The sequence below is a fragment of the Streptomyces sp. NPDC090022 genome, from assembly GCF_044748145.1.
GTDB lineage: Bacteria > Actinomycetota > Actinomycetes > Streptomycetales > Streptomycetaceae > Streptomyces.
Window position 1 is genome coordinate 87,510 of sequence record NZ_JBIVFN010000010.1, and the last position, 18,180, is coordinate 105,689.

Below are 18,180 nucleotides of genomic sequence, written 5' to 3' on the forward strand. Positions count from 1 at the left end.
CGCGGCGGTCACTCCCCCTTCCCGGCCGCGGTGATGGGGGTGCGCAGGGGCCGGATCACCACGCCCACGAGCCGGTCGCGGGGGACGAATCCGAAGTGGCGTGAGTCCAGACTGCGGGCCGGGTTGTCGCCCAGGACCAGGAACCGGCCCGCCGGCACGGTGGGCCCCAGGCGGGCGGCCAGCGGCGCCGGAACGGGGTCGCCGGGGGCGGCCGCGATCCGCTTGACGACCAGCCCCCCGGGCCCGGGCGGCGGCTGACGCAGCACCAGTACCCCGCCGTCCCGGTACGGCCGCACCGGCGGCGGGCCGGGCGAGCGGCCGGCCGCGACGGCGGCGGCCGGGGGCGGCGGCCGCAGGACGACGACCTGCCCCCGCGTCAGGCGCCGGAACCGGCGGCGCACGACGAGGACGCGGTCGCCGTCGTGCAGGGCCGGCTCCATGCTGGCGCCGGTCACGGTGACGGCGAGCACGCGGTCGCGCAGCAGACGGCGTACGAAGGCGGCGCTCATATGGCCCTCCCCCGGACCGCGTCCGGCCCGGCGGCGGCGTCGCCCGTACCGGCCCGCCCGGCGGCGGCGTCGCCCGCACCGGCCCCGTCGGACGTCTCGTAGCCGCGCGCCTGGAGGCGGAAGAGACGGGCGTAGGCCCCGTCGTGGGCCAGGAGGTCCTGGTGGCGGCCCGTCTCGGTGATCCGGCCGCCCTCCAGCACGGCGACCGTGTCCGCGTCGCGCAGGGCGCCGAGGCGGTGCGAGATGAGCAGCCCGGTGCGTCCGGCGCGGTGCCCGCGCAGCCGTTGGTGCACGGCGTGCTCCGCCTCCGGGTCCAGGCCGGAGCTGGGTTCGTCGAGGACGAGCAGGTCGGCGTCGTCGCGTACGAGCGAACGGGCCAGCGCCAGGCGCTGCCACTGGCCGCCCGACAGCACCAGGCCGGTGGTCGCGTCCTCCTTGTCCCGCTCGCTGAAGAAGATCCGGCTGAGCAGCGTGTCGTACCCGTGCGGCAGCGCGGTGAGCGCGCCGTGCGCCCCGGCGAGGCGCGCCGCGCGTTCGACGCGGGGGCCGTCGTCGAGCGCGGACAGATCGCCCAGCGCGATGTTCTCGCGGGCCGTGAGGTCGTACTCCATGTAGTCCTGGAAGGTCGCGCCGATCCGCCGGCGCAGCTCCTGCGGCGACAGCTCGCGCAGGTCCACGCCGTCCCAGAGGATCCGGCCGCGGGTCGGGTCGTAGAACCGGCAGAGCAGTTTCACCAGGGTGGACTTCCCGGCCCCGTTGAGGCCGACCAGGCCGACGGCCCGGCCCGCCGGGATGACCAGGTCGACGCCGCGCAGCACCCAGGGGTGGCCGGCGCCGTAGCGGAACCACACGTCGCGGAACTCCACGGCGTGCCGCAGCGGCGGTACGAGGCGGGGCCGCGCCGGCACGGGCAGGTCGGGCGGTGCCTGGGTGACGGCGGTGAAGTGGCGGAACATCAAGGTGGCCTGGTGGGCGCGGGCCAGTTCGAGGGCGAGGTTGGCGAGGGCGGCCTGTACGGCGGGCAGGGCGGCGACGAGGATGGTGACGTCGCCGACGGTGACACGGCCGGAACGGGCGGACGCCACGGCCCACAGCAGGCCCGCTCCGGCCACCAGGGCGGAGAGCAGGGCCAGGCCGGCCTGGACGAGGAGTTCCTGCCGGTCGAGGCGCTGCTTGGCGGTGTCGGACGTACGGCGCTCCGCGATCATCCGCTCGCGCAGGAAGCTGCCCACGCCGAAGAGCCGTATCTCCTTGGCGGCCCGGAGGTTGGTGAGCAGGGCGCTGTAGAAGAGCTCGCGGCGCTCCGCGGGACCGACGTCCCAGGTCATGGCGGCCCGGCGGCGGCTGAGCACAAGTTCGGCGCACAGCACCGGAACGCCGGAGGCCAGGACGGCCGCCGCCATCCAGGGCCCGAGGAGGGCCAGCGCGCCCAGGAACCCGGTGAGGGTCACCAGGGCGCCGGTGATCCCTATGGCGCTGTCGGCCGCGTCGAGGGGGGCGGTGCCGCCGGACTGCTGGGCGAGGCGCAGCCGGTCCAGGAAGCGGGGGTCCTCGAAGCGGGGCAGGCCGACGAACCGGTCGACGGCGGTGTGCAGTTCACGCTGGGACGTCAGGCCCACCGCGCGGCGCAGCTGCGCCCGCACGTACTGCAGGAGCTGCGGGACGACCGCGACCGAGACGACGCAGACGACCAGCAGCAGGGCCAGGGGGGCGAGGTCGGCGAGATCGGAGGGGGCGGCCGGGGCGGAGACCGGGCCGTGGCCGGGTCCGGTACCGGTGGCCGTCTCCGCGCCTGCGCCGGCACCGGCACCTGCGCCCGCGCCCTCTACGAGGCGGTCGAGGACCGTCTTGAGCAGCCAGGCGGCGGCCACGGGGGCCGCGGCGCCGGCGACCGTGAGCAGGGCGCAGACGGCGAGTCCGGCGGGGGCGGCCCGGTGCACCAGGCGGATCGCGGCGGCCAGGACGCGTGCGGAGCCGGCCGTACCGCTCGCGTCGTGAGCGGGAGGCCGCGCATCCGGTCCGCGGTCCGCGCCGTCCACGGGGGCCCCGCCGGATACGGGGGCCCTGCCGGATACGCCGGCTTCCCCGGCGCCGCCCGTGTCGCGCCGCCCGTCCGGCATCGTCGGACTCATGCCGCGGCGGGGAGGGCGGAACGCGGCCAGGTGTCGGCCTCCGTCACCACCAGCCTGCCGTCGGCCCCCCGGCCGACGCGCGCGCACGTGGGGAAGGCGCGGACGGCGAAGGCGGTGGCCACGGGGCCGTCCTCGTCCTCGCGGACGGCCGGCACCACGCTCGCCAGCGAGGCGAGCATCGGCGCACAGGCGCGGGCCTCGCCCACGACGACGGCCAGGACCCGGCCCCGCTCCGCCCGCGGGCGGTCGGCGAGTCCCGCCACGAATCCGGGGAGCTTCTCCTGACAGGGCTTGCAGGTGGGCGAGAAGAACGCGACGAGGGTGTCGTCGGCCAGGTCCTCCTCGGTGAGCGGACCGCGGCCCGTCGCCTCCGTACGGAACGACCCGACCATCGCACCGGCCGGGAGGACGGCGTGGTCCGGTGAACCGGACCCGGTCCGGTCCAGCCGTGCGAGCCGTGCGAGCTGTTCGGAGTGTTCGCGCAGCCGCCGGATGACACCCAGCGCGAAGACCAGGTTGAGCAGGCACAGGACGCCGACTGCGGCGACGCCCGCGGCGAGGTAGCTCACGGTGGGAATTCCCTTCAGGACAGCGGCCGGAAAAGGCCGACGAGATCGTCGAGTACGGCGGCCGGCAGGCCCAGGACCGCGCCCGCGCCCAGGGCCGGCACGACGGCGGCGGCCGGGGCCCCGGTCCCCGGCCCGGCGAGGACCGTGGCGGCGAGGCCGTATCCGGCGACGGCGAACAGGACAGCGTTGCGCACGAGGTGGACGCGGCTCAGCGGCGTCGAGGACCGGCCGAAACAGCGGCAGGCCGCGCCGGTTCCGGCCCGCAGCGCGGCGGCGACGACCACGGTGAACGCGGCGAGGAGTACGGCACCGAGGGCGAGCCCGAGGGCACCGGACCCGGGTACCGCGAGTGCGGTCGCGGCCACCGCCTCGGCGGCGACGACGAGGGCGGCGGCCGGCCGGGCACGGCCGGCGAAGGCCGGGGCGAGGGTGCGCACCGAGTCGGTGAACTCCTCGAACGCCCGGCGGCTGCGCACCTTTCCGTGGACGGACAGCGCGAACACGAGCAGCAGGCAGCCGCGGCTGCCCCACGCGGTGGTCTCCCAGGCGGTCGCGGCATCCATGGTGTGCGCTCTCCTCGGGTGTTGCGGGTGGCGGCGTGCGGCGGGAACAGCGGGGCGGCGGAGATCGCGGGACAGCGGGAACGGGGCGCCGGGGGGGGAGGGGTGAGCGGAGGGAGCGGCGTACGGCGCCTGCGGCGCGTACGGGACGGCACGGGGCACGGCAGCGGGGTGCGGTGGCCCGCACCCCGCCGGATTCCCCCGTGCTCCCCCGATGTCCCCCGTGTTCCCCGTGTCCCCCGTACGTCCGGAGTCCGGCCCGTGGTTCCCGTGCTCAGCCCGCCGGTTCAGTGCTTCCGGTCAGCGGCAGTCGGCACAGCTGTGGAAGCGGTAGGCGGTGCAGCTGCCGTCGGAGCAGCACGTGCGTACCTGCCACCACTCGTAACCGGTGGAGGCGCAGCCGCCGCCGGCGCTGCCGCGCACGCAGCGGTATTCCGGCCAGCAGGAGGCCGCGGCGGCCTCCGCCCTCGGGACCAGGCGGTCGACCAGGGTGTCGGACATGTTCTGGAGCCACTGTCGCATGAGGTGTCCTTCCGTTCGCCGTGACAAGTGCCGTGAGGCATCGCCATCGTGGGCGGCCGGGTATGGACGAACCTTGGCCGGATCTTGAATTGGCTGGTGGTGGCGTATGCGCCAAGACTGGGACCCGGCGGACGAAAGGGGTGCGGTGGCGATCGGGTTCGGTGTCCTCGGCGAGGTCCGGGCGGACAGGGACGGCGCTGCCGTGGACCTGGGCCCGGCCCGGCAGCGCTCCGTGCTCGCGGCGCTGCTCGTGGACCTGGGCCACCCGGTGGCGGTGGACGCGCTCATCGACCGGGTGTGGGGCGCGCGGACGCCGCAGCGCGTGCGGCCGACGCTGTACAGCTACGTGTCGCGGCTGAGGCAGGTCCTGGCCGTGGACACGGCGCCCCCGCCCGCCGGGACCGGCCCGGACACCGACGCCGACTCCGACTCCGACTCCGACGGTGCCCCTGCGGTGCTGGAGCGCCGCCCCGGCGGATACGTCCTGCTCGCGGGCCCCGACGCGGTGGACGTCCACCGGTTCCGCCGGCTGGTCGCACGGGCGCGCGACGCGGACGACGACCGGGCCGCCGGGCTGTACGGGAGTGCCCTCGGCCTGTGGCGCGGCGAGCCGTTCGCGGGCGCGGACACCCCGTGGTTCAACTCGCTGCGCGAGTCGCTCCTCGGGGAGCTGCACGCCTGCCGGCTCGAGCGCGCCGATGTGGAGCTGCGCCTCGGGCACCATGCCGCGCTCGTGACCGAGCTGGCCGCCGGGCACGAGGCGCATCCGCTGGACGAGCGCCTGGCCGCCCAGTACGTACTGGCGCTGTACCGCAGCGGGCGGGCCGCCGACGCGCTGCGCTGTTTCGAGCGGGTACGGCGGGCGCTGGCCGAGGAGTTGGGCAGCGACCCGGGACCCGCGCTGCGCCGCCTGCACCGGCAGGTCCTCGCCAACGACCCGGCGATCGGCGCGCCGGGCGAATCGACCACGCTGCCCGGCACCGGCACGCCTGACACAGGCACCGGCGCGCCCGACGCCGCCGACCCGGGAGCGGCGGGGGCCGTGCTCCCCGCCCCCCGCTCCCCCGCGTCCCCGGAGCACACCGTGCCGCGGCAACTTCCCGCCGCACCACGGTGGTTCACCGGACGTGAGCGCGCCCTGGCCGAGCTCGACAAGACCGTGGCCGGAGCCGCGCGGCCCGGCGCGGCGGTACCGGTGTGCGTCGTCAGCGGCAGCGGCGGCATCGGGAAGACCTCGCTCGCCGTGCACTGGGCGCACCGGAACACGGACCGGTTCCCCGACGGGCAGCTCTACGTCGACCTGCGCGGCTTCTCACCGTCGGAGGAACCGCTGGCGCCCGCCGCGGCCGTCCGGGTCCTCCTCGACGCGCTCGGCCTGGACCCGGGTTCGGTGCCGGCGGACCAGCAGGCGCTGGCCGGCCTGTACCGCAGTCTGGTCGCCGGCCGGCGGATGCTGATCGTGCTGGACAACGCCGCGGACGCCGAGCAGGTGACCCCGCTGCTGCCCGGCAGCGCCGACTGCGCGGTCCTGGTCACCAGCCGGCACCGGCTGACCGGGCTCGCCGCCACCCAGGGGGCGCACCTGATTCCGCTGGATGTGCTGACCTCGTCCGAGGCGCGGGACCTGCTGGGCCGGCACCTGGGCGACGAGCGGCTGGCCGCCGAGCCCGAGGCCGTCGCCACCGTGCTGGAGCACTGCGCGGGGCTGCCGCTGGCCATCAGCGTCGTGGGGGCCCGTGCGGCTGCCGGGGACGGCTTCCCGCTCGCGGCGCTCGCCGAGGAACTCCAGGACCGGTCGGCCCGGTTGGACGCGCTCGACGCCGGTGACCTGTCGGCGAACGTACGGGCGATCTGCCGGGTGTCGTACCGCGCGCTGTCCGCCGTGGCCGCGGAGGTCTTCCGGCTCCTCGGGGCGGCGGTGCCCGGCCCGGAGATCGGGCTGGCGGCCGCCGGGAGCCTGCTGGGGCGTACGCCGGCCGCGACCCGGGCGGCGCTGCGCGAGCTGGAGATGGTGCACCTGGTGCAGCAGCCCGTGCCGGGCCGGTACCGGATGCACGACCTGATCCGGCTGTACGCCGCCGAGCGCGCCGACGAGGACCAGGCCCGGGTGTCGCGCGAGCGGGCGCTGCGCCGCGTCCTGGACTTCTACCTGCACACCGCCTACGCCGGTGACCTGATCCTCGGTCCGTTCCAGCACCACAGGCTGGAGCTGCCGGCGCCCGCGGAGGGGGCCGAGCCCCAGCCGGTGGGCGACCAGGACGCCGTCATGGCCTGGTTCCGCGCCGAGCACGCGTGCGTGCACGGGGCGCAGCGGCTGGCCGAGCGGCAGGGGTGGGACACCCTGGTGTGGCAGCTGGCCCGGGTCCTGGACGGGTTCCTGTGGCGGCAGGGGCGGCTCCACGACCACATGGCCCTGTGGCGCACGGGGCTGGCGGCGGCCGAGCGGCTCGGCGACGCCTTCGTACGCGCCTGGGCGCACCGGCGGCTGGCGCACGCCTGTGCCCGCTCCGGCGACCACGACGGCGCCGTCGACCACGCCGGGCTGGCCCTGGCGGCCGCGGAGGAGGCCGGCGACACCGGCGAGCAGGCACGCATCCACGACGTGATCGCCTGGTCGTGGGGCCGCCGGGGCGACGACCGGCAGGCCCTGACGCACGTCCGGCACGTCCTGCGGCTCCAGCGCCTGGGCGACGATCCGCTGGCGCTGGCGAACGCGCTCAACGCCGTGGGCTGGTACGAGGCCCGGCTCGGCGACCACGAGGAGGCGCTGGCCCGCTGCGAGGAAGGCCTGGAGATCCACCGGCGGCAGGGCTTCCGCGACGGGGAGGCCTGCACGCTCGACAGCCTGGGGTTCATCGCGCACGCGGCGGGGCGGGACGACGAGGCTCTGGCGTACTACGGGCGGGCCCTGGCCCTCTTCCACGACCTCGGCAACCTCTACGAGGAGGCCAACACCCTCGACAACCTCGGCGACGTCCACTTGGCCCTGGACCGGCCCGAGGAGGCCCGTCGCAACTGGCGCCGGGCCGCCGACCTGTACCGGGCGCAGCACCGCGCCGAGGATGCCCGCCGCCTCCAGGACAAGGCGACCCGCACGTCCTCCTGACCCCGCGTCCTCCTGACCCCGCGCCAGGAGGCTTCGGGAGATCCCCCGTCAGAGGATCTCCCGTCAGAGGATCTCCCGTCAGAGGATCTCCCGTCAGAACAGCCCCGTCAGGACAGCCCCGTCAGACGGACGGACGCGATACGCCCCAGGGAGTCGAAGTCGACCTCGGCCGCGTTGCCGTCGGGGAGGGCGGCCGTGACGCGGTGCTCGTCCTCGCGCTGCGGGAGGCCGTGGTGGTCGAAGTAGCCCGTCACGACGCGCCGGGGCGAGCGGCCGATCAGGCCGGCGGCGGTGATGAGGGTGCGCGGGAGCGCGACCGGGTCGAGGGCGGCGCGGGGCACCTGCGGATCGTCGGGCAGGAAGTAGACCTGGGTGGCCGGGCCCGCCGGAACGCCGATGTAGCCCGGGGCGCCGGTCACGCCCATCCCCGTGAAGGCCAGCGTCTCCGCCGCCCGGCGCGGGTCGTCGAAGCCGGACAGGTCGAGCACCTCCTCGGTGAGCTCGACGATCCCGTGCGCCCGTCCGTACCGCTCGGCCCGCTCCGCCAGGGCGACGACCTCGGTGCCGCGCAGGCCGGGATTGGCCCAGCCCCACATCCAGGACCGCTCGTCCATGTCGTACGTGCCCAGGACGGCGACCCGCAGTTCCAGGTCCCCCTGCCGGTAGACGCAGGACGGCAGGTCCGCGGTCCAGGGGCCCTCGGGGAGGAAGCCGGTCAGGGTCTCGAGCTGCGCGGCGCCCCACGCCGCATGCCGCTCCGCCTCGAGCAGGAACGATTCACTGAAGTGCGTCACCATGGTCCCCGACTCTACGCCGCGACCGGCCGGCCGTGATCATGGGGCCCCTCCGGCCGTACGGGCACCGGTCGTTCGTGCGTATGCTGGCGGCCATGGTGGAGCTGGAGCGGCTGCGGGCCGACCACGCGCAGGCGCTGCTGGCGTTCGAGCGGGAGAACCGGGCGTACTTCGCACGGTCCGTACCGGACCGCGGGGACGCGTACTTCGCCGACTTCGCCGCCCGCCACCGGGCTCTGCTCGACGAACAGGACGCCGGGCTCTGCCACTTCCATCTCGTCCTGGACGCCGACGGGGACGTGATCGGCCGGATCAACCTCGTCGACGTCGACCCGGAGGAGGGCGTCGCCGAACTCGGGTACCGGGTCGGCGAGCGCGCCGCGGGCCGGGGCGTGGCGAGGTCGGCCGTCGCGCAGGTGTGCCGGCTGGCGGCCGACGACTACGGGCTCGTACGGCTCGCCGCGATGACCACCCTCGACAACCACGCGTCCATGGCGGTGCTGCGCCGCTCCGGGTTCACGGTGGTGGGCGAGACCGTCGTCGACGGCCGCCCCGGCGTGCGGTACGCGCGCCCGCTCGCCGGGACGGCGCAGGCGGGCGGGGTCAGCGCACCGGGCAGGCCTTCCACGAGAAGTGGTACTTCGTGCTGATGCTGCCGTCGGTCGAGTCCATCGCCATGAAGCTGTTGGTGGTGGCGGGGTCCGAGGTTCCGGCGCTCGTGAGCAGCTCGGTGTTGATGTTGAAGTTCCGCTGCTCGCCGCAGGGCGCGTAGACGAGGGCCTCGAGGCCCGCCGTGTCGGACACCTGCCAGTTGCCCTGCTGCGGCCCCTGGAAGCTGTGACTGCGGTACTGCGTCTGGGACATGCCCTGGAAGTAGTAGCTGGCCTTCTGCCGGCCGCTGGCGCCCTGCGCCAGGCTCAGGAAGCCGCGGTAGTCGGCCTGGGCGATGGCGTAGGTGAAGCCCTGCGGGATGTTCACGCGGAGGCCGAGCTGGCAGTTCTTGCGGAAGTCGATCGGCTGGGCGCCCACACCGACCTGGGCCAGGTACTCGCTGTACGTCACGGTGAAGGCCGTGTTGTCCGGCGAGACGGCGACGGAGGCGGTCCCCGGCCGGCAGCCCGAGCCGTTGACCTGGACGAGGTCGATGGTGACCGGCTCGGCCGGTCCGGGGAGGGGAGCCCGGGGCGGCGCCGCGGCGGCGGACGGTACGAGGGCGGCGGCCGCGAGTACCGCGGCCGTGGCGGCGGTGAACACGGTTCTGAGCATGAGAGGTCCTTTCCGAACCTGGTCCGGGTGAAGTCTCGGAGGTCACCGCGGCTGCCATGGCCGCCACAGCCTGCGCAGTCGCCACAGCCGCCGCGGCCACCTCGTTCACACGCCACACACCATCGGGCACCTCGGGCCGAGAGAGGCGGAATCACACGTTCCACGGCGCGCCGTACGACCATTCGACATCCGTACGCATTTTCGACACGGGGGCGTGCCGGCCCACCCGTTCCCGGCCGCTCACTTGCCCGGACCGATGACAAGGGCGTGCGGGGCCCGGCCGGGGTGCGGTGGCAGCCGGAGGGGGCGGCGGCCCGGGGTGAGGGAACCGAGGATGCGCGCTCCCCGGGCCCCGGTGCACTCGGGTGCCGTACCGGGCAGGCCGTGCAGGCTCAGGTGGCCGAGGACGGCGAAGGCGTACGCCTCCTTCGCGGCCCCGGGCAGCCCGAGCGCGTCGGAGGTGAGCAGCGCGGTGGTACCGGGCAGCTCCGCGCGGAGCATGGCCATCAGGACCGGGTTGCGGGTGCCGCCGCCGGAGGCGATGACCTCGGTGGGGCCGAGCGGCCGCAGGGCGTCGGCGACGGTCCGGGCCGTCAGCCGGGTGAGCGTGGCGACGAGGTCCGACGGCGCGAGTCCGGGGAAGTCCGTGAGCGCCGTGTGCAGATAGCCGCGGTGGAAGAGTTCCTTGCCGGTGGTCCTCGGCACGGGCAGGCCGTAGTACGGCTCCGCCAGCAGCCGCTCCAGCAGCGGTTCGTGGACCCGGCCGGCCCCGGCGAGGACCCCGTCGGCGTCGTGGTCGAGCCGCCCGCCCGTCAGCTCGTGGACGGCCGCGTCCATGAGGGCGTTGCCCGGCCCGGTGTCGAAGGCCACGGCCGCGCCCGTGGGCCGCAGGACGGTGACGTTGGCGATCCCGCCGATGTTCAGCGCGGCCGGGACGCCGGGGCGCCCGCGCAGCCACATCAGGTCGAACAGGCCGACCAGCGGGGCGCCCTGGCCGCCGGCCGCGATGTCGCGGGCGCGGAAGTCGGAGACGACCGGACAGCCGCTGGCCTCGGCGATCCAGGCGGGCTGGCCGAGCTGGAGGCTGCCGTGCACCCGGCCGTCGGCCGCCCAGTGGTAGACGGTCTGCCCGTGCGAGGCGATCAGTTCGGCCCGGCCCTCGCACAGTTCGCGGTCCGCGCGCACGGCGAGGTCCGCGAACGCCTGTCCGATCCGGACGTGGAGGCGGCACACGTCGGCCAGGGTGGTGGTCCCCGGGGGCAGGGCCGCCGCCAGGGCGGCGCGCAGCTCGTCGTCGTACGGCGCGCTGACCATGCCGAGCGGGGTCAGCCGCACCGTGTCGGCGGGGGATCCGGCCTCGTCGACGAGGTCGAGATCGGCGGCCGCGGCGTCGATCGCGTCGCAGGAGGTGCCCGACATCAGTCCGACGACTCTCATCGCAGGGGCCTTCGGTGGTCGTCGCCGCGCAGCGTGGACAGGGCCAGGGCGCTGAGGGCGCAGGCTCCGGCGGCGTAGTGGGCGGGGATGTCGGCGTTGCCCGTGCGAGCGGTCACGGCGGTGATGACCAGGCCGGCGCAGCCGGAGAAGACGGCGTTGGCGAGGGCATAGGCGACACCGAGTCCGGTGCAGCGCACCCGGGCGGGGAACATCTCGGCGAGCATGGCGGGGCCCGCTCCCGCCATCAGGCCGACCACGGCGCCGGCGGCGAGCAGGGCGGCCGCCCGGGCCGGCACGGAGGAGCCGGGGTCCTGGAGCAGCCCCAGCAGCGGGAAGGAGAGGACGACGACGAGGAGGGCGCCCGCGAGCATGACCGGGCGCCGGCCGACGCGGTCGCTGAGGTGTCCGGCGGGCAGCACGGCGGCGGCGAAGCCGAGGTTGGTGAGGACCCCTGCGATCAGGGCCGCCCGGAAGGAGGTGTGGAGGGTTGACTGCAGGTACGCGGGCAGGACGACGAGGAAGGTGTAGCCGGCCGCCGACCAGCCCATGATCCGGCCGGCGCCCAGCACGACGGCGCGCGGCAGTTCCCCGCGGCGCGCCGGCGCGGCCGCCGCCCCGGCCGGTTCCGTGCCGCCGTCCCGCGCGTCGGGCGGGGGCGGTTCCACCAGCCCGGCCCGCAGCCGGAGCCCGGCCAGGCCGAGCGGCAGGGCCAGCAGGAACGGGACGCGCCAGCCCCAGTCGGCCAGGTCCTCACCGGACAGGAAGGTCGCGGTGAGGGCGGCCGCGCCGACGCCGCCGAGCAGGCCGAGCGCGACGGTGAAGGACTGCAGCGCGCCGTACAGACCGCGGCGGCCCGGGGGTGCGAGTTCCGTCATCAGGGCCACGGCCCCGCCGAACTCTCCCCCGGCGCAGAGGCCTTGCAGCACGCGCAGCAGGGTGAGCAGCACGGGGGCGGCCGGTCCGGCGGCGGCGTACGTGGGCAGGAGCCCGATGAGGGTGGTGGCGAGCGTCATGAGGCCGATGACCAGGAGCAGCGTGGGGCGGCGGCCGATCCGGTCGCCGATCCTGCCGAACAGCAGGGCGCCCAGGGGACGGAAGAAGAAGGCGAGCGCGAACGAGGCGTACGTCGCGACCAGCGCGCCGGAACCGCCGCCCGGCCAGAAGGTGGCCGCGATGACGGTGGCGAAGCAGCCGTACACACTGAACTCGTACCACTCGACGAAGTTGCCGGCCGCGCCGGCGAGCAGGGCGCGGCGCGAGCGGACGGCGGCGGGCGGGGGCGCGGGACGCAGGCCGGAAGGGGTCACGCGACCTGCGTGCCCGCCGGGCGGCTCCGGGATACGTCACGGCAGGGCGTTTCAGCAGAACGGCCCCCGCCCCCGCCCGTCCACGGCGCTCGTCATCATGATCGGATGAATGCGATACCGCCGATACCGCCCGTGGTCCCGGCCGGCAGCATGGCCGGGACCGAACAGCCGACGTTCCGCCTCGGCAGCGGCTTCCAGCTGCGGCCCTGGCGGCCCCAGGACGCCGAGGTGCTGGTGGCCGCCTGCCACGACCCGGAGATCCAGCAGTGGAACCGGCCCGGCCACCTCTCGCCGGACGGGGCCCGCGAGAAGATCGCCCGGTGGGCGCGGCGCTGGGACGACGAAGAGGCGGCGGTCTGGGCCATCGCCCCGTCCGCCGGTGCCGGCTCCCGGCCCGTGGGGCTGATCGGGCTCGCCGACATCGACCTCCACGGGGGCAGCGCGGAGTTCCTGTACTGGCTCCTGCCCGCGGGGCGCGGCCACGGGGCCGTGGTCGACTCGACGGTCCGCGTCAGCCGGTGGGCCCTGGACGAACTCGGCCTGCACCGGCTCCGGATCACGCACTCGGTCGGGAACCCGGCGTCCTGCCGGGTCGCGCGGCAGGCCGGCTTCCCCCTCGAGGGCACGATGCGCAGCGCCCTGCTGCACGCCGACGGCTGGCACGACGAACACCTGCACGCCCGTGTCCAGGGCGACCCGTGGCCCGGGCCGGCGCGGGACGGTGCCCCGGTCGACAGGTGATGCGGGACAGGGGAGGATGAAACGGACGATCGTCCGGACATGCCGTTGCCTTCCTGCACTCCGGAAGGAAGAACCATGAAGCGACGTACCCGTCTGTCCGTGTTCGCCCCGCTGCTGGCCGGGTCCCTTGCCCTGGGGCCCGCCGCCATCGCCCGGGGCGCCGCACCCGAGGTCGTCCCGTCGGCCACCTGCACCCTGTCGGACGTGCAGTCCGACGGAACGGTGACCATCACCGGCACGGGCTTCACGCCGGGACAGGCCTTCTTGTCCTCGCCGACCGCGGCGGGCGGTTCGTTCACCGTCGGCGAGGGCGGCAGCTTCACGATCCCCAAGCGCGAGAAGGCCCAGTACACCATCTCGCAGGGCAACGACCGCACCCCGTGCGGTGGTGGCGGCGCCGCCGTCGGTACGACGCTCAAGGCTGGCATCGTGGCGGGCTGGGAGGCCGTGGAGGACGACTGCGACGCGACCAAGCCGGCCTCGGCGAACGAGCAGTTCTCGAAGGGCTGGGACAAGGGCGCGGCAGTGGCCCGCGAAGCGTTCTGCTGAGCGGACCGGACCGTCTGGGGCGCGCGGGCGCGTGAAGGCCTTCCAGTACGCCCCGCTCGGGGGTTCGGGGCGTCCCGGAAGGCTTCCTTCTCAGGGTGCCCTGCCGGCGCGGTGGGCGCTGGCCGGGCGGTGCAGTTGGCCGAATAGCAGAGGTCCCTGTCGCACAAGTGCCCTCTGCGGCGGACGGCGTGCCGGCCGGGTCAGGTGTTCAGACGGCTGTTGGCACCCTCGTGGCCGTCGGCGGCCTCCTCGTTGAACCAGTAGTCACCCGCCGCCAGGTAGCGGAAGTAGTGGACCTGGCCGGCGGGGAACCTGACCGACACCGCCCTGCGGCCGTCCGGGCGCGGGGCCAGGGTGTGGGTTCCGGGTCGCCAGTCGTTGAAGTCGCCCACGACGCTGACCTCGCCGGGCGGCTGGTCGGCGGGCAGGACGAAGGTGACATCCGTGCGGTCCTTGCGGGTCTTACGTTCCAGCATCAACGATCCCTTTCTGACGGGACACCGGGCCGGGGGCCAGCCTGCCCCCTCACGGTGACGCGCGGGGACCGCGACCCGCCCGACGGCACCCGCCTGGCCGCCCCCTGCCACACCCGCGCCACGCCGGACGCCACGCCGGACGCGGCGACCGGCGGTCGGATCAGGGGTGCGACCAGCCGCTGGTCACCCGGCTCCACGGGGTCCGGGTGGCGCCGAAGGCGCTCTCGTGCGCCCACACGTGGGTGCACGAGGGGCACTGCAGGTGGAGCAGGCTGCCGGAGTGGGAGAGCAGGTAGCGCCAGTGGTCGGAGCAGGTACGGCGCTGCTCGCACGGCGCGCATCCCTGGGCGTCGTCGCACCGCGGGCAGGCCACCCAGGCGCGGCGGCCGATGTCCGCCTGCGGGTCAAGCGGCAGCACGGCCGCCCCCGCGCCGGGGCAGTACGCCGGCCGCGACCAGGTCGTCGTACAGGCGCTGCTGGTCCGCGTCGAGGCCGGAGTACAGCAGGTCGTACGCCGCCTCCTCGCCGCGCAGCACTTCGATGGGGTCCCAGGCGGGGCCCAGGGCGTCCAGGACGTGGGCCTGGCGGAGCGTTTCCTGCGCGGTGAGGTCGACGGCGAAGTCGACCAGCGCGGGGGTGCCGTCCGGGCCGGTGGGGGATGTGGGGTGCGATGGCGCCATGAAACGAACTTAGGTAACCCTTCTTTCCGCTGGCAAGAGGGGGTGGGGGGTGCGTGGGCGATGTCACAGCGGGGCGGGGAGAGGGGGCGGGAGCAGGGCCGCGCCTCCGGCGGCGGGCGCCGCCGCAGGGCCGGTTGTTGTTGGTGCTGCACGCGAAGGCGTACGTACCGGACGCCACCGACGAGACGTAGACCCGCTCGATGTCCGAGCCGCTGGACACCACGCCCTGCAGGCGTCCGTCGGCCAGCTCGACGAACGGGACCTTGGTGAGCTTGCGCGGCCGTGCGGGTGGGACCACCCGTGCCGTGCTCGACCTCTCCCGATCTGACAACGCGCCATCTCCTCTGCGCCCCGGGAACGTTCACGCCGGTGCGGCGGAACACGGATCAACCTGGGGGCGGCCACTGACAACGCCGATCATGAGCCGGGGGCCGGGGCCTCCCGGGAGCGGAGCAGGAGGAGGGCGATGTCGTCGGTGCGGGGCGCGCCGTGGCGGGCGTCCCGGACCAGGTCGTCCGCGAGGTCGCCCAGGCTCTGGAGCCGCGGGGCGCGGCCGATGCGGGCCGCGACCGTGCCGATGGCGTCCTCGATGTCCTCGCCGGGGGTTTCGACGAGGCCGTCGGTGTAGAGGGCGAGGAGGGTGTCGGGGGCGAAGGGGATCTCGACGGCGCTGTACGAGGCGTCGGGGTCGATGCCCAGCAGGAGCCCGGAGGGCAGGTGCAGGACCTCGGTGGGGCCGTGGGCGTGGCGCAGCACGGGGGGCGGGTGTCCGGCGCCCGCCAGGTGGGCGGTGCCGCGGGCGAGGTCGAGGTGGGCGTACAGGCAGCTGGTGAACAGGCCCGGTTCGAGGTCGGTCAGGAGCCGGTTGGTGCGGGCGAGGACCTCGGCCGGCGGTGCGCCGGCGGTGGCGTGGACGGCGGTGCGGACCTGGCCCATGAGGGCGGCGGCGTTGACGTTGTGGCCCTGGACGTCGCCGATGGCGGCGGCGACGGTGGTGTCGTCGATGCGGATGACGTCGTAGAAGTCGCCGCCGATGTCCAGGCCGTGGGCGGCCGGCTGGTAGCGGGCGGCCAGGTCCAGGTGGGGGATGACCGGCAGGGCGTGGGGCAGGAGGCCGGTCTGCAGGCTGCGGGCGAGCTGGTGCGTGGAGTCGTAGAGGCGGGCGCGGTCCAGGGCCTGGGCGATGAGTCCGGCGATGGAGGTCAGGACGGCGCGTTCGCCGGGGGCGAAGGGGTGCGGGCGGGTGTAGGCGAGGACGAGGGAGCCGATGGGGCGCCGGGAGGCGATCAGGGGCAGGAAGGCCCAGGCCGCCATGACCGGCTCGTACCCGGTGTCGTGGAAGTCGTCGAAGAGCTCCTCCGCGCTGCTGTAGAACAGCGCGGTGCCGGTGCGCAGGACGCGGTTGGTGGGGAGGTCCTCGGTGACGGGGAGGCCGTCGAAGCGGGCGACGACCGCGGCCGGGTAGCCGCGGTGGCCCACGATGCGCTGCCGCTGGCCCTCCTCGACGAGCAGGGCCAGCGCCTGCGCTCCGAGGGCGGGAACCAGCTGGTCCGCGGCCTTCTCCACGACGTCCTGGGCGTGGGCGGCCTCGGTGAGGGTGGCCGCCAGGTGCATGAGCTGGTAGAGGGCGGTGGCGCGGCTGGGCGACGGCTCCCTGGCGGGGGCGGCGGGCCGGGCCCGGGGCGGCGGGGCCGGCTGCTCGGCCGCCGGCGTGATGCGGACGCTGATGCCGGTGTCGTCGGGGTACAGGTCGAAGCGCAGGTGGCGGCCGCTGGGGTGCATGGTGGTGAAGGTCTGCGGCACCCGGCTGATCACGGCGGCGCGGTAGTGGTCCTCGACGGCGGGGGTGTCCATCCAGGGCAGCGCCTCCCACGGCAGGGCGCCCAGCAGTGCGGCGCGGTCCACACCCAGGAGGGCGGCCGCCTCCGGGGTGAGGAAGACGATCTGCCCGTTCATGTCGAGGGCGCAGCTGCCGCCGGGCAGCCGGCGGGCGAAGGCCAGGGCGGCCCCGGCCTCGACCGGTCCGGGCGTGGGGGGCAGCGCCGGCTGGAGGATGACGGGATGGTCGGCGGGCGGGACGGGGTGCCCCTCGTCGGCCGCTCCCCGCAGGACGCGGGCGAGCCGGTGGCAGCCCGCTTCCACGGCCCGGCGCTCCCGGTCGCTGAGGCGGGACGCGTGGGAGCCGGGCCAGAGCAGGACCGCACCGGCTCCGGCCGCGGGGTCGCGGGAGGCGTCGGCGTCCGCGGTGGCCCCGCCGCCGTGCGCGGCGGCCCGGTCCGTGCCGTCGGGGGCCTCGGCGCCCCTGCCGCCGGTGTCCCCGCCACCGCTGTCCCGGCCGCCGGCGTCCCGGTCCCCCGTGTCCTGGTCCCCCGTGGCCGTGGTCAGCGGGGCGGCGGCGAGGGCGAAGTCGTACGGCAGGACCAGGCCCAGCCGGGGGTAGCGGCGGGCCGTCTCCTGCTGGTCGCCCAGCCAGACGAACCGTCTCTCGCGGACGGCGTCGGCCACCGGGATGGGGTCGTCCAGGCCGATCCGGGACCAGGGGGCCGCGAACTCCCGCGCCACCCCGGTGACCATCGCCAGATGCAGGACGCGGCGGGTGGCACCGGGCAGGTAGAGCATGCCGATGGAGGCCCCGGCGTCCATGCAGGTCTGGACCAATTCATCGCCCAGCGCGCGCTGACCGGCCCCCTGGCCGCGCCGCACTGCCTCGTCCACCCGACCATCGTCTCTCCGCCGCCCGGTGCCCGCGCTCGGGGATCGGCGGCCTCGCGCGGGTGCGGATGACGCACAGCTCGCCCGGCTCACGCCGGGTGACCGGCTCGGGCCGGCCTCAGCTGCGCCTGAGTAGCGCGGCCGCGACCGCCACGCCCTCGCGCGTGCCGATGACGACGAGCGTGTCCCCGCCCGCGAGCCGGAAGTCCGGCGAAGGCGACGGCCAGGCGACCGCCCGCCGCAGGACGGCCACGATCGACACTCCGGTCTCGGTGCGCATCCGGGTGTCCCCCACCACCCGGCCGTCCCAGAACGAGCCCGCGGGCAGCTCGACCCGTTCGGCGACCAGGCCCGGATCGGTGGTGTGCAGCACGCCCTGGGTGTGGCGGGCATCACGCCCGGTCTGCCCCCGCTCGACGCGGCCACCGAACTCGTCCTGTACCGGGTCGCCCAGGAGGGGCTGACCGACGCCGCCCGGCACGCCGGGCGGCCCTGCGGGACGAACCGTTCATCCACCCCGGTGCCGAGACCACCCTCGTACGCACCTATCTGGACCGCGCCCGCCAGGGCAACCCGCTGCCGGACCGCCCCATAACGGAGCGCGAGGAGGAGATCCTCAAGCTGGTCGCCGAGGGGCACACGTCCAAGGAGATCCGCGACATCCTCGTGATCAGCGCGAAGACCGTCGAACGGCACCGCGCCAACCTGCTGCAGAAACTGGGCCTGCGCGACCGCCGCGAACTGACCCGCTACGCCATCCGCGTCGGCCTGATCGAGCCCTGACACCCGCCGGACACCCCCTCGGGAACGCCTCGCTGGA

18 protein-coding genes and 2 pseudogenes are annotated in these 18,180 nt (G+C 75.4%); 5 read left to right on the forward strand and 15 right to left on the reverse strand.

Features of this window, described 5'->3' with window-relative positions:
- Positions 1-8 precede the first annotated feature (8 nt).
- The 5 genes from ACIPXB_RS19675 to ACIPXB_RS19695 form a co-directional block, all read right to left on the reverse strand.
- A complete protein-coding gene (locus ACIPXB_RS19675) occupies positions 9-509 on the reverse strand; it encodes a S26 family signal peptidase (RefSeq protein WP_401451439.1) in 501 nt (166 codons plus the stop codon).
- On the reverse strand, positions 506-2,641 hold the full coding sequence (locus tag ACIPXB_RS19680) for an ABC transporter ATP-binding protein (protein WP_401451442.1): 2,136 nt from the start codon (positions 2,639-2,641) through the stop codon (positions 506-508). Before ACIPXB_RS19680 ends, ACIPXB_RS19675 begins: the two co-directional genes overlap by 4 nt.
- Positions 2,638-3,210 carry a hypothetical protein gene (locus tag ACIPXB_RS19685; RefSeq protein WP_401451444.1) on the reverse strand — a complete coding sequence of 191 codons (573 nt, stop codon included), beginning with the start codon at positions 3,208-3,210 and terminating at the stop codon, positions 2,638-2,640. The genes ACIPXB_RS19680 and ACIPXB_RS19685 overlap by 4 nt, the downstream gene beginning before the upstream one ends.
- A 14-nt stretch (positions 3,211-3,224) precedes the next feature.
- On the reverse strand, positions 3,225-3,773 hold the full coding sequence (locus tag ACIPXB_RS19690; protein ID WP_401451446.1) for a MauE/DoxX family redox-associated membrane protein: 549 nt from the start codon (positions 3,771-3,773) through the stop codon (positions 3,225-3,227).
- 297 nt (positions 3,774-4,070) lie between these two features.
- The gene (locus ACIPXB_RS19695) at positions 4,071-4,292 is read right to left on the reverse strand and encodes a hypothetical protein (protein WP_401451448.1); all 222 of its coding nucleotides are present in this window, start codon (positions 4,290-4,292) and stop codon (positions 4,071-4,073) included.
- 106 nt (positions 4,293-4,398) lie between these two features.
- Here ACIPXB_RS19695 and ACIPXB_RS19700 point away from each other — a divergent pair, with 106 nt between their 5' ends.
- Entirely contained in the window at positions 4,399-7,398 is a 3,000-nt protein-coding gene (locus ACIPXB_RS19700) for an AfsR/SARP family transcriptional regulator (protein ID WP_401451451.1), read from the forward strand.
- Positions 7,399-7,505: 107 nt separating this feature from the next.
- Here the strand turns inward: ACIPXB_RS19700 and ACIPXB_RS19705 are convergent, their stop codons facing one another.
- A complete protein-coding gene (locus ACIPXB_RS19705; RefSeq protein ID WP_401451454.1) occupies positions 7,506-8,195 on the reverse strand; it encodes a DUF6882 domain-containing protein in 690 nt (229 codons plus the stop codon).
- 92 nt (positions 8,196-8,287) lie between these two features.
- On the opposite strand from ACIPXB_RS19705, the gene ACIPXB_RS19710 reads away from it, so the two are divergent.
- Positions 8,288-8,842, forward strand: coding sequence for a GNAT family N-acetyltransferase (locus ACIPXB_RS19710; RefSeq protein WP_401451457.1), 555 nt, complete (start codon positions 8,288-8,290; stop codon positions 8,840-8,842).
- Here the strand turns inward: ACIPXB_RS19710 and ACIPXB_RS19715 are convergent.
- The 3 genes from ACIPXB_RS19715 to ACIPXB_RS19725 all read right to left on the reverse strand — a co-directional run bounded on the left by ACIPXB_RS19715 (position 8,796) and on the right by ACIPXB_RS19725 (position 12,202).
- Positions 8,796-9,458 carry a DUF4360 domain-containing protein gene (locus ACIPXB_RS19715; RefSeq protein ID WP_401451460.1) on the reverse strand — a complete coding sequence of 221 codons (663 nt, stop codon included), beginning with the start codon at positions 9,456-9,458 and terminating at the stop codon, positions 8,796-8,798. The genes ACIPXB_RS19710 and ACIPXB_RS19715 overlap by 47 nt on opposite strands.
- 240 nt (positions 9,459-9,698) lie before the next feature.
- Complete coding sequence (locus tag ACIPXB_RS19720) at positions 9,699-10,895, reverse strand: anhydro-N-acetylmuramic acid kinase (RefSeq protein ID WP_401451463.1); 1,197 nt, start codon at positions 10,893-10,895, stop codon at positions 9,699-9,701.
- Positions 10,892-12,202 carry an MFS transporter gene (locus tag ACIPXB_RS19725; RefSeq protein ID WP_401451466.1) on the reverse strand — a complete coding sequence of 437 codons (1,311 nt, stop codon included), beginning with the start codon at positions 12,200-12,202 and terminating at the stop codon, positions 10,892-10,894. The genes ACIPXB_RS19720 and ACIPXB_RS19725 overlap by 4 nt, the downstream gene beginning before the upstream one ends.
- A gap of 105 nt (positions 12,203-12,307) precedes the next feature.
- On the opposite strand from ACIPXB_RS19725, the gene ACIPXB_RS19730 reads away from it, so the two are divergent.
- Positions 12,308-12,943 (forward strand): GNAT family N-acetyltransferase, encoded by a 636-nt coding sequence (locus ACIPXB_RS19730; protein ID WP_401451469.1) that lies wholly within the window; start codon positions 12,308-12,310, stop codon positions 12,941-12,943.
- 75 nt (positions 12,944-13,018) lie between these two features.
- On the forward strand, positions 13,019-13,492 hold the full coding sequence (locus ACIPXB_RS19735; protein ID WP_401451472.1) for a hypothetical protein: 474 nt from the start codon (positions 13,019-13,021) through the stop codon (positions 13,490-13,492).
- 200 nt (positions 13,493-13,692) lie between these two features.
- On the opposite strand, the gene ACIPXB_RS19740 is transcribed toward ACIPXB_RS19735, so the two are convergent.
- From ACIPXB_RS19740 to ACIPXB_RS19765, 6 genes and pseudogenes are all read right to left on the reverse strand, one after another.
- Complete coding sequence (locus tag ACIPXB_RS19740) at positions 13,693-13,968, reverse strand: isoamylase early set domain-containing protein (RefSeq protein WP_401451475.1); 276 nt, start codon at positions 13,966-13,968, stop codon at positions 13,693-13,695.
- A gap of 160 nt (positions 13,969-14,128) precedes the next feature.
- The gene (locus tag ACIPXB_RS19745; protein WP_401451478.1) at positions 14,129-14,386 is read right to left on the reverse strand and encodes a hypothetical protein; all 258 of its coding nucleotides are present in this window, start codon (positions 14,384-14,386) and stop codon (positions 14,129-14,131) included.
- Positions 14,373-14,648 (reverse strand): DUF6400 family protein, encoded by a 276-nt coding sequence (locus ACIPXB_RS19750; protein WP_401451481.1) that lies wholly within the window; start codon positions 14,646-14,648, stop codon positions 14,373-14,375. Before ACIPXB_RS19750 ends, ACIPXB_RS19745 begins: the two co-directional genes overlap by 14 nt.
- 112 nt (positions 14,649-14,760) lie before the next feature.
- Positions 14,761-14,979, reverse strand: a pseudogene (locus ACIPXB_RS19755) (hypothetical protein); the annotation flags it as partial.
- 86 nt (positions 14,980-15,065) lie between these two features.
- On the reverse strand, positions 15,066-17,363 hold the full coding sequence (locus ACIPXB_RS19760) for a SpoIIE family protein phosphatase (RefSeq protein WP_401451484.1): 2,298 nt from the start codon (positions 17,361-17,363) through the stop codon (positions 15,066-15,068).
- Positions 17,364-17,478: 115 nt separating this feature from the next.
- The gene (locus ACIPXB_RS19765; RefSeq protein ID WP_401451487.1) at positions 17,479-17,841 is read right to left on the reverse strand and encodes a cation:proton antiporter regulatory subunit; all 363 of its coding nucleotides are present in this window, start codon (positions 17,839-17,841) and stop codon (positions 17,479-17,481) included.
- Here ACIPXB_RS19765 and ACIPXB_RS19770 point away from each other — a divergent pair.
- Positions 17,838-18,143, forward strand: a pseudogene (locus ACIPXB_RS19770) (response regulator transcription factor); the annotation flags it as partial. The gene ACIPXB_RS19765 and the pseudogene ACIPXB_RS19770 sit on opposite strands and share 4 nt — an antisense overlap.
- Positions 18,144-18,180 lie beyond the last annotated feature (37 nt).

What these genes read in the sequence shown, in the direction of transcription:
- ACIPXB_RS19675 (WP_401451439.1), bottom strand. Translation starts at nt 509, where the DNA reads ATGAGCGCCGCCTTCGTACGCCGTCTGCTGCGCGACCGCGTGCTCGCC.
- ACIPXB_RS19680 (WP_401451442.1), bottom strand. Translation starts at nt 2,641, where the DNA reads ATGAGTCCGACGATGCCGGACGGGCGGCGCGACACGGGCGGCGCCGGG.
- ACIPXB_RS19690 (WP_401451446.1), bottom strand. Translation starts at nt 3,773, where the DNA reads ATGGATGCCGCGACCGCCTGGGAGACCACCGCGTGGGGCAGCCGCGGC.
- ACIPXB_RS19695 (WP_401451448.1), bottom strand. Translation starts at nt 4,292, where the DNA reads ATGCGACAGTGGCTCCAGAACATGTCCGACACCCTGGTCGACCGCCTG.
- ACIPXB_RS19700 (WP_401451451.1), top strand. Translation starts at nt 4,399, where the DNA reads ATGCGCCAAGACTGGGACCCGGCGGACGAAAGGGGTGCGGTGGCGATC.
- ACIPXB_RS19705 (WP_401451454.1), bottom strand. Translation starts at nt 8,195, where the DNA reads ATGGTGACGCACTTCAGTGAATCGTTCCTGCTCGAGGCGGAGCGGCAT.
- ACIPXB_RS19710 (WP_401451457.1), top strand. Translation starts at nt 8,288, where the DNA reads ATGGTGGAGCTGGAGCGGCTGCGGGCCGACCACGCGCAGGCGCTGCTG.
- ACIPXB_RS19715 (WP_401451460.1), bottom strand. Translation starts at nt 9,458, where the DNA reads ATGCTCAGAACCGTGTTCACCGCCGCCACGGCCGCGGTACTCGCGGCC.
- ACIPXB_RS19720 (WP_401451463.1), bottom strand. Translation starts at nt 10,895, where the DNA reads ATGAGAGTCGTCGGACTGATGTCGGGCACCTCCTGCGACGCGATCGAC.
- ACIPXB_RS19730 (WP_401451469.1), top strand. Translation starts at nt 12,308, where the DNA reads ATGAATGCGATACCGCCGATACCGCCCGTGGTCCCGGCCGGCAGCATG.
- ACIPXB_RS19735 (WP_401451472.1), top strand. Translation starts at nt 13,019, where the DNA reads ATGAAGCGACGTACCCGTCTGTCCGTGTTCGCCCCGCTGCTGGCCGGG.
- ACIPXB_RS19740 (WP_401451475.1), bottom strand. Translation starts at nt 13,968, where the DNA reads ATGCTGGAACGTAAGACCCGCAAGGACCGCACGGATGTCACCTTCGTC.
- ACIPXB_RS19750 (WP_401451481.1), bottom strand. Translation starts at nt 14,648, where the DNA reads ATGGCGCCATCGCACCCCACATCCCCCACCGGCCCGGACGGCACCCCC.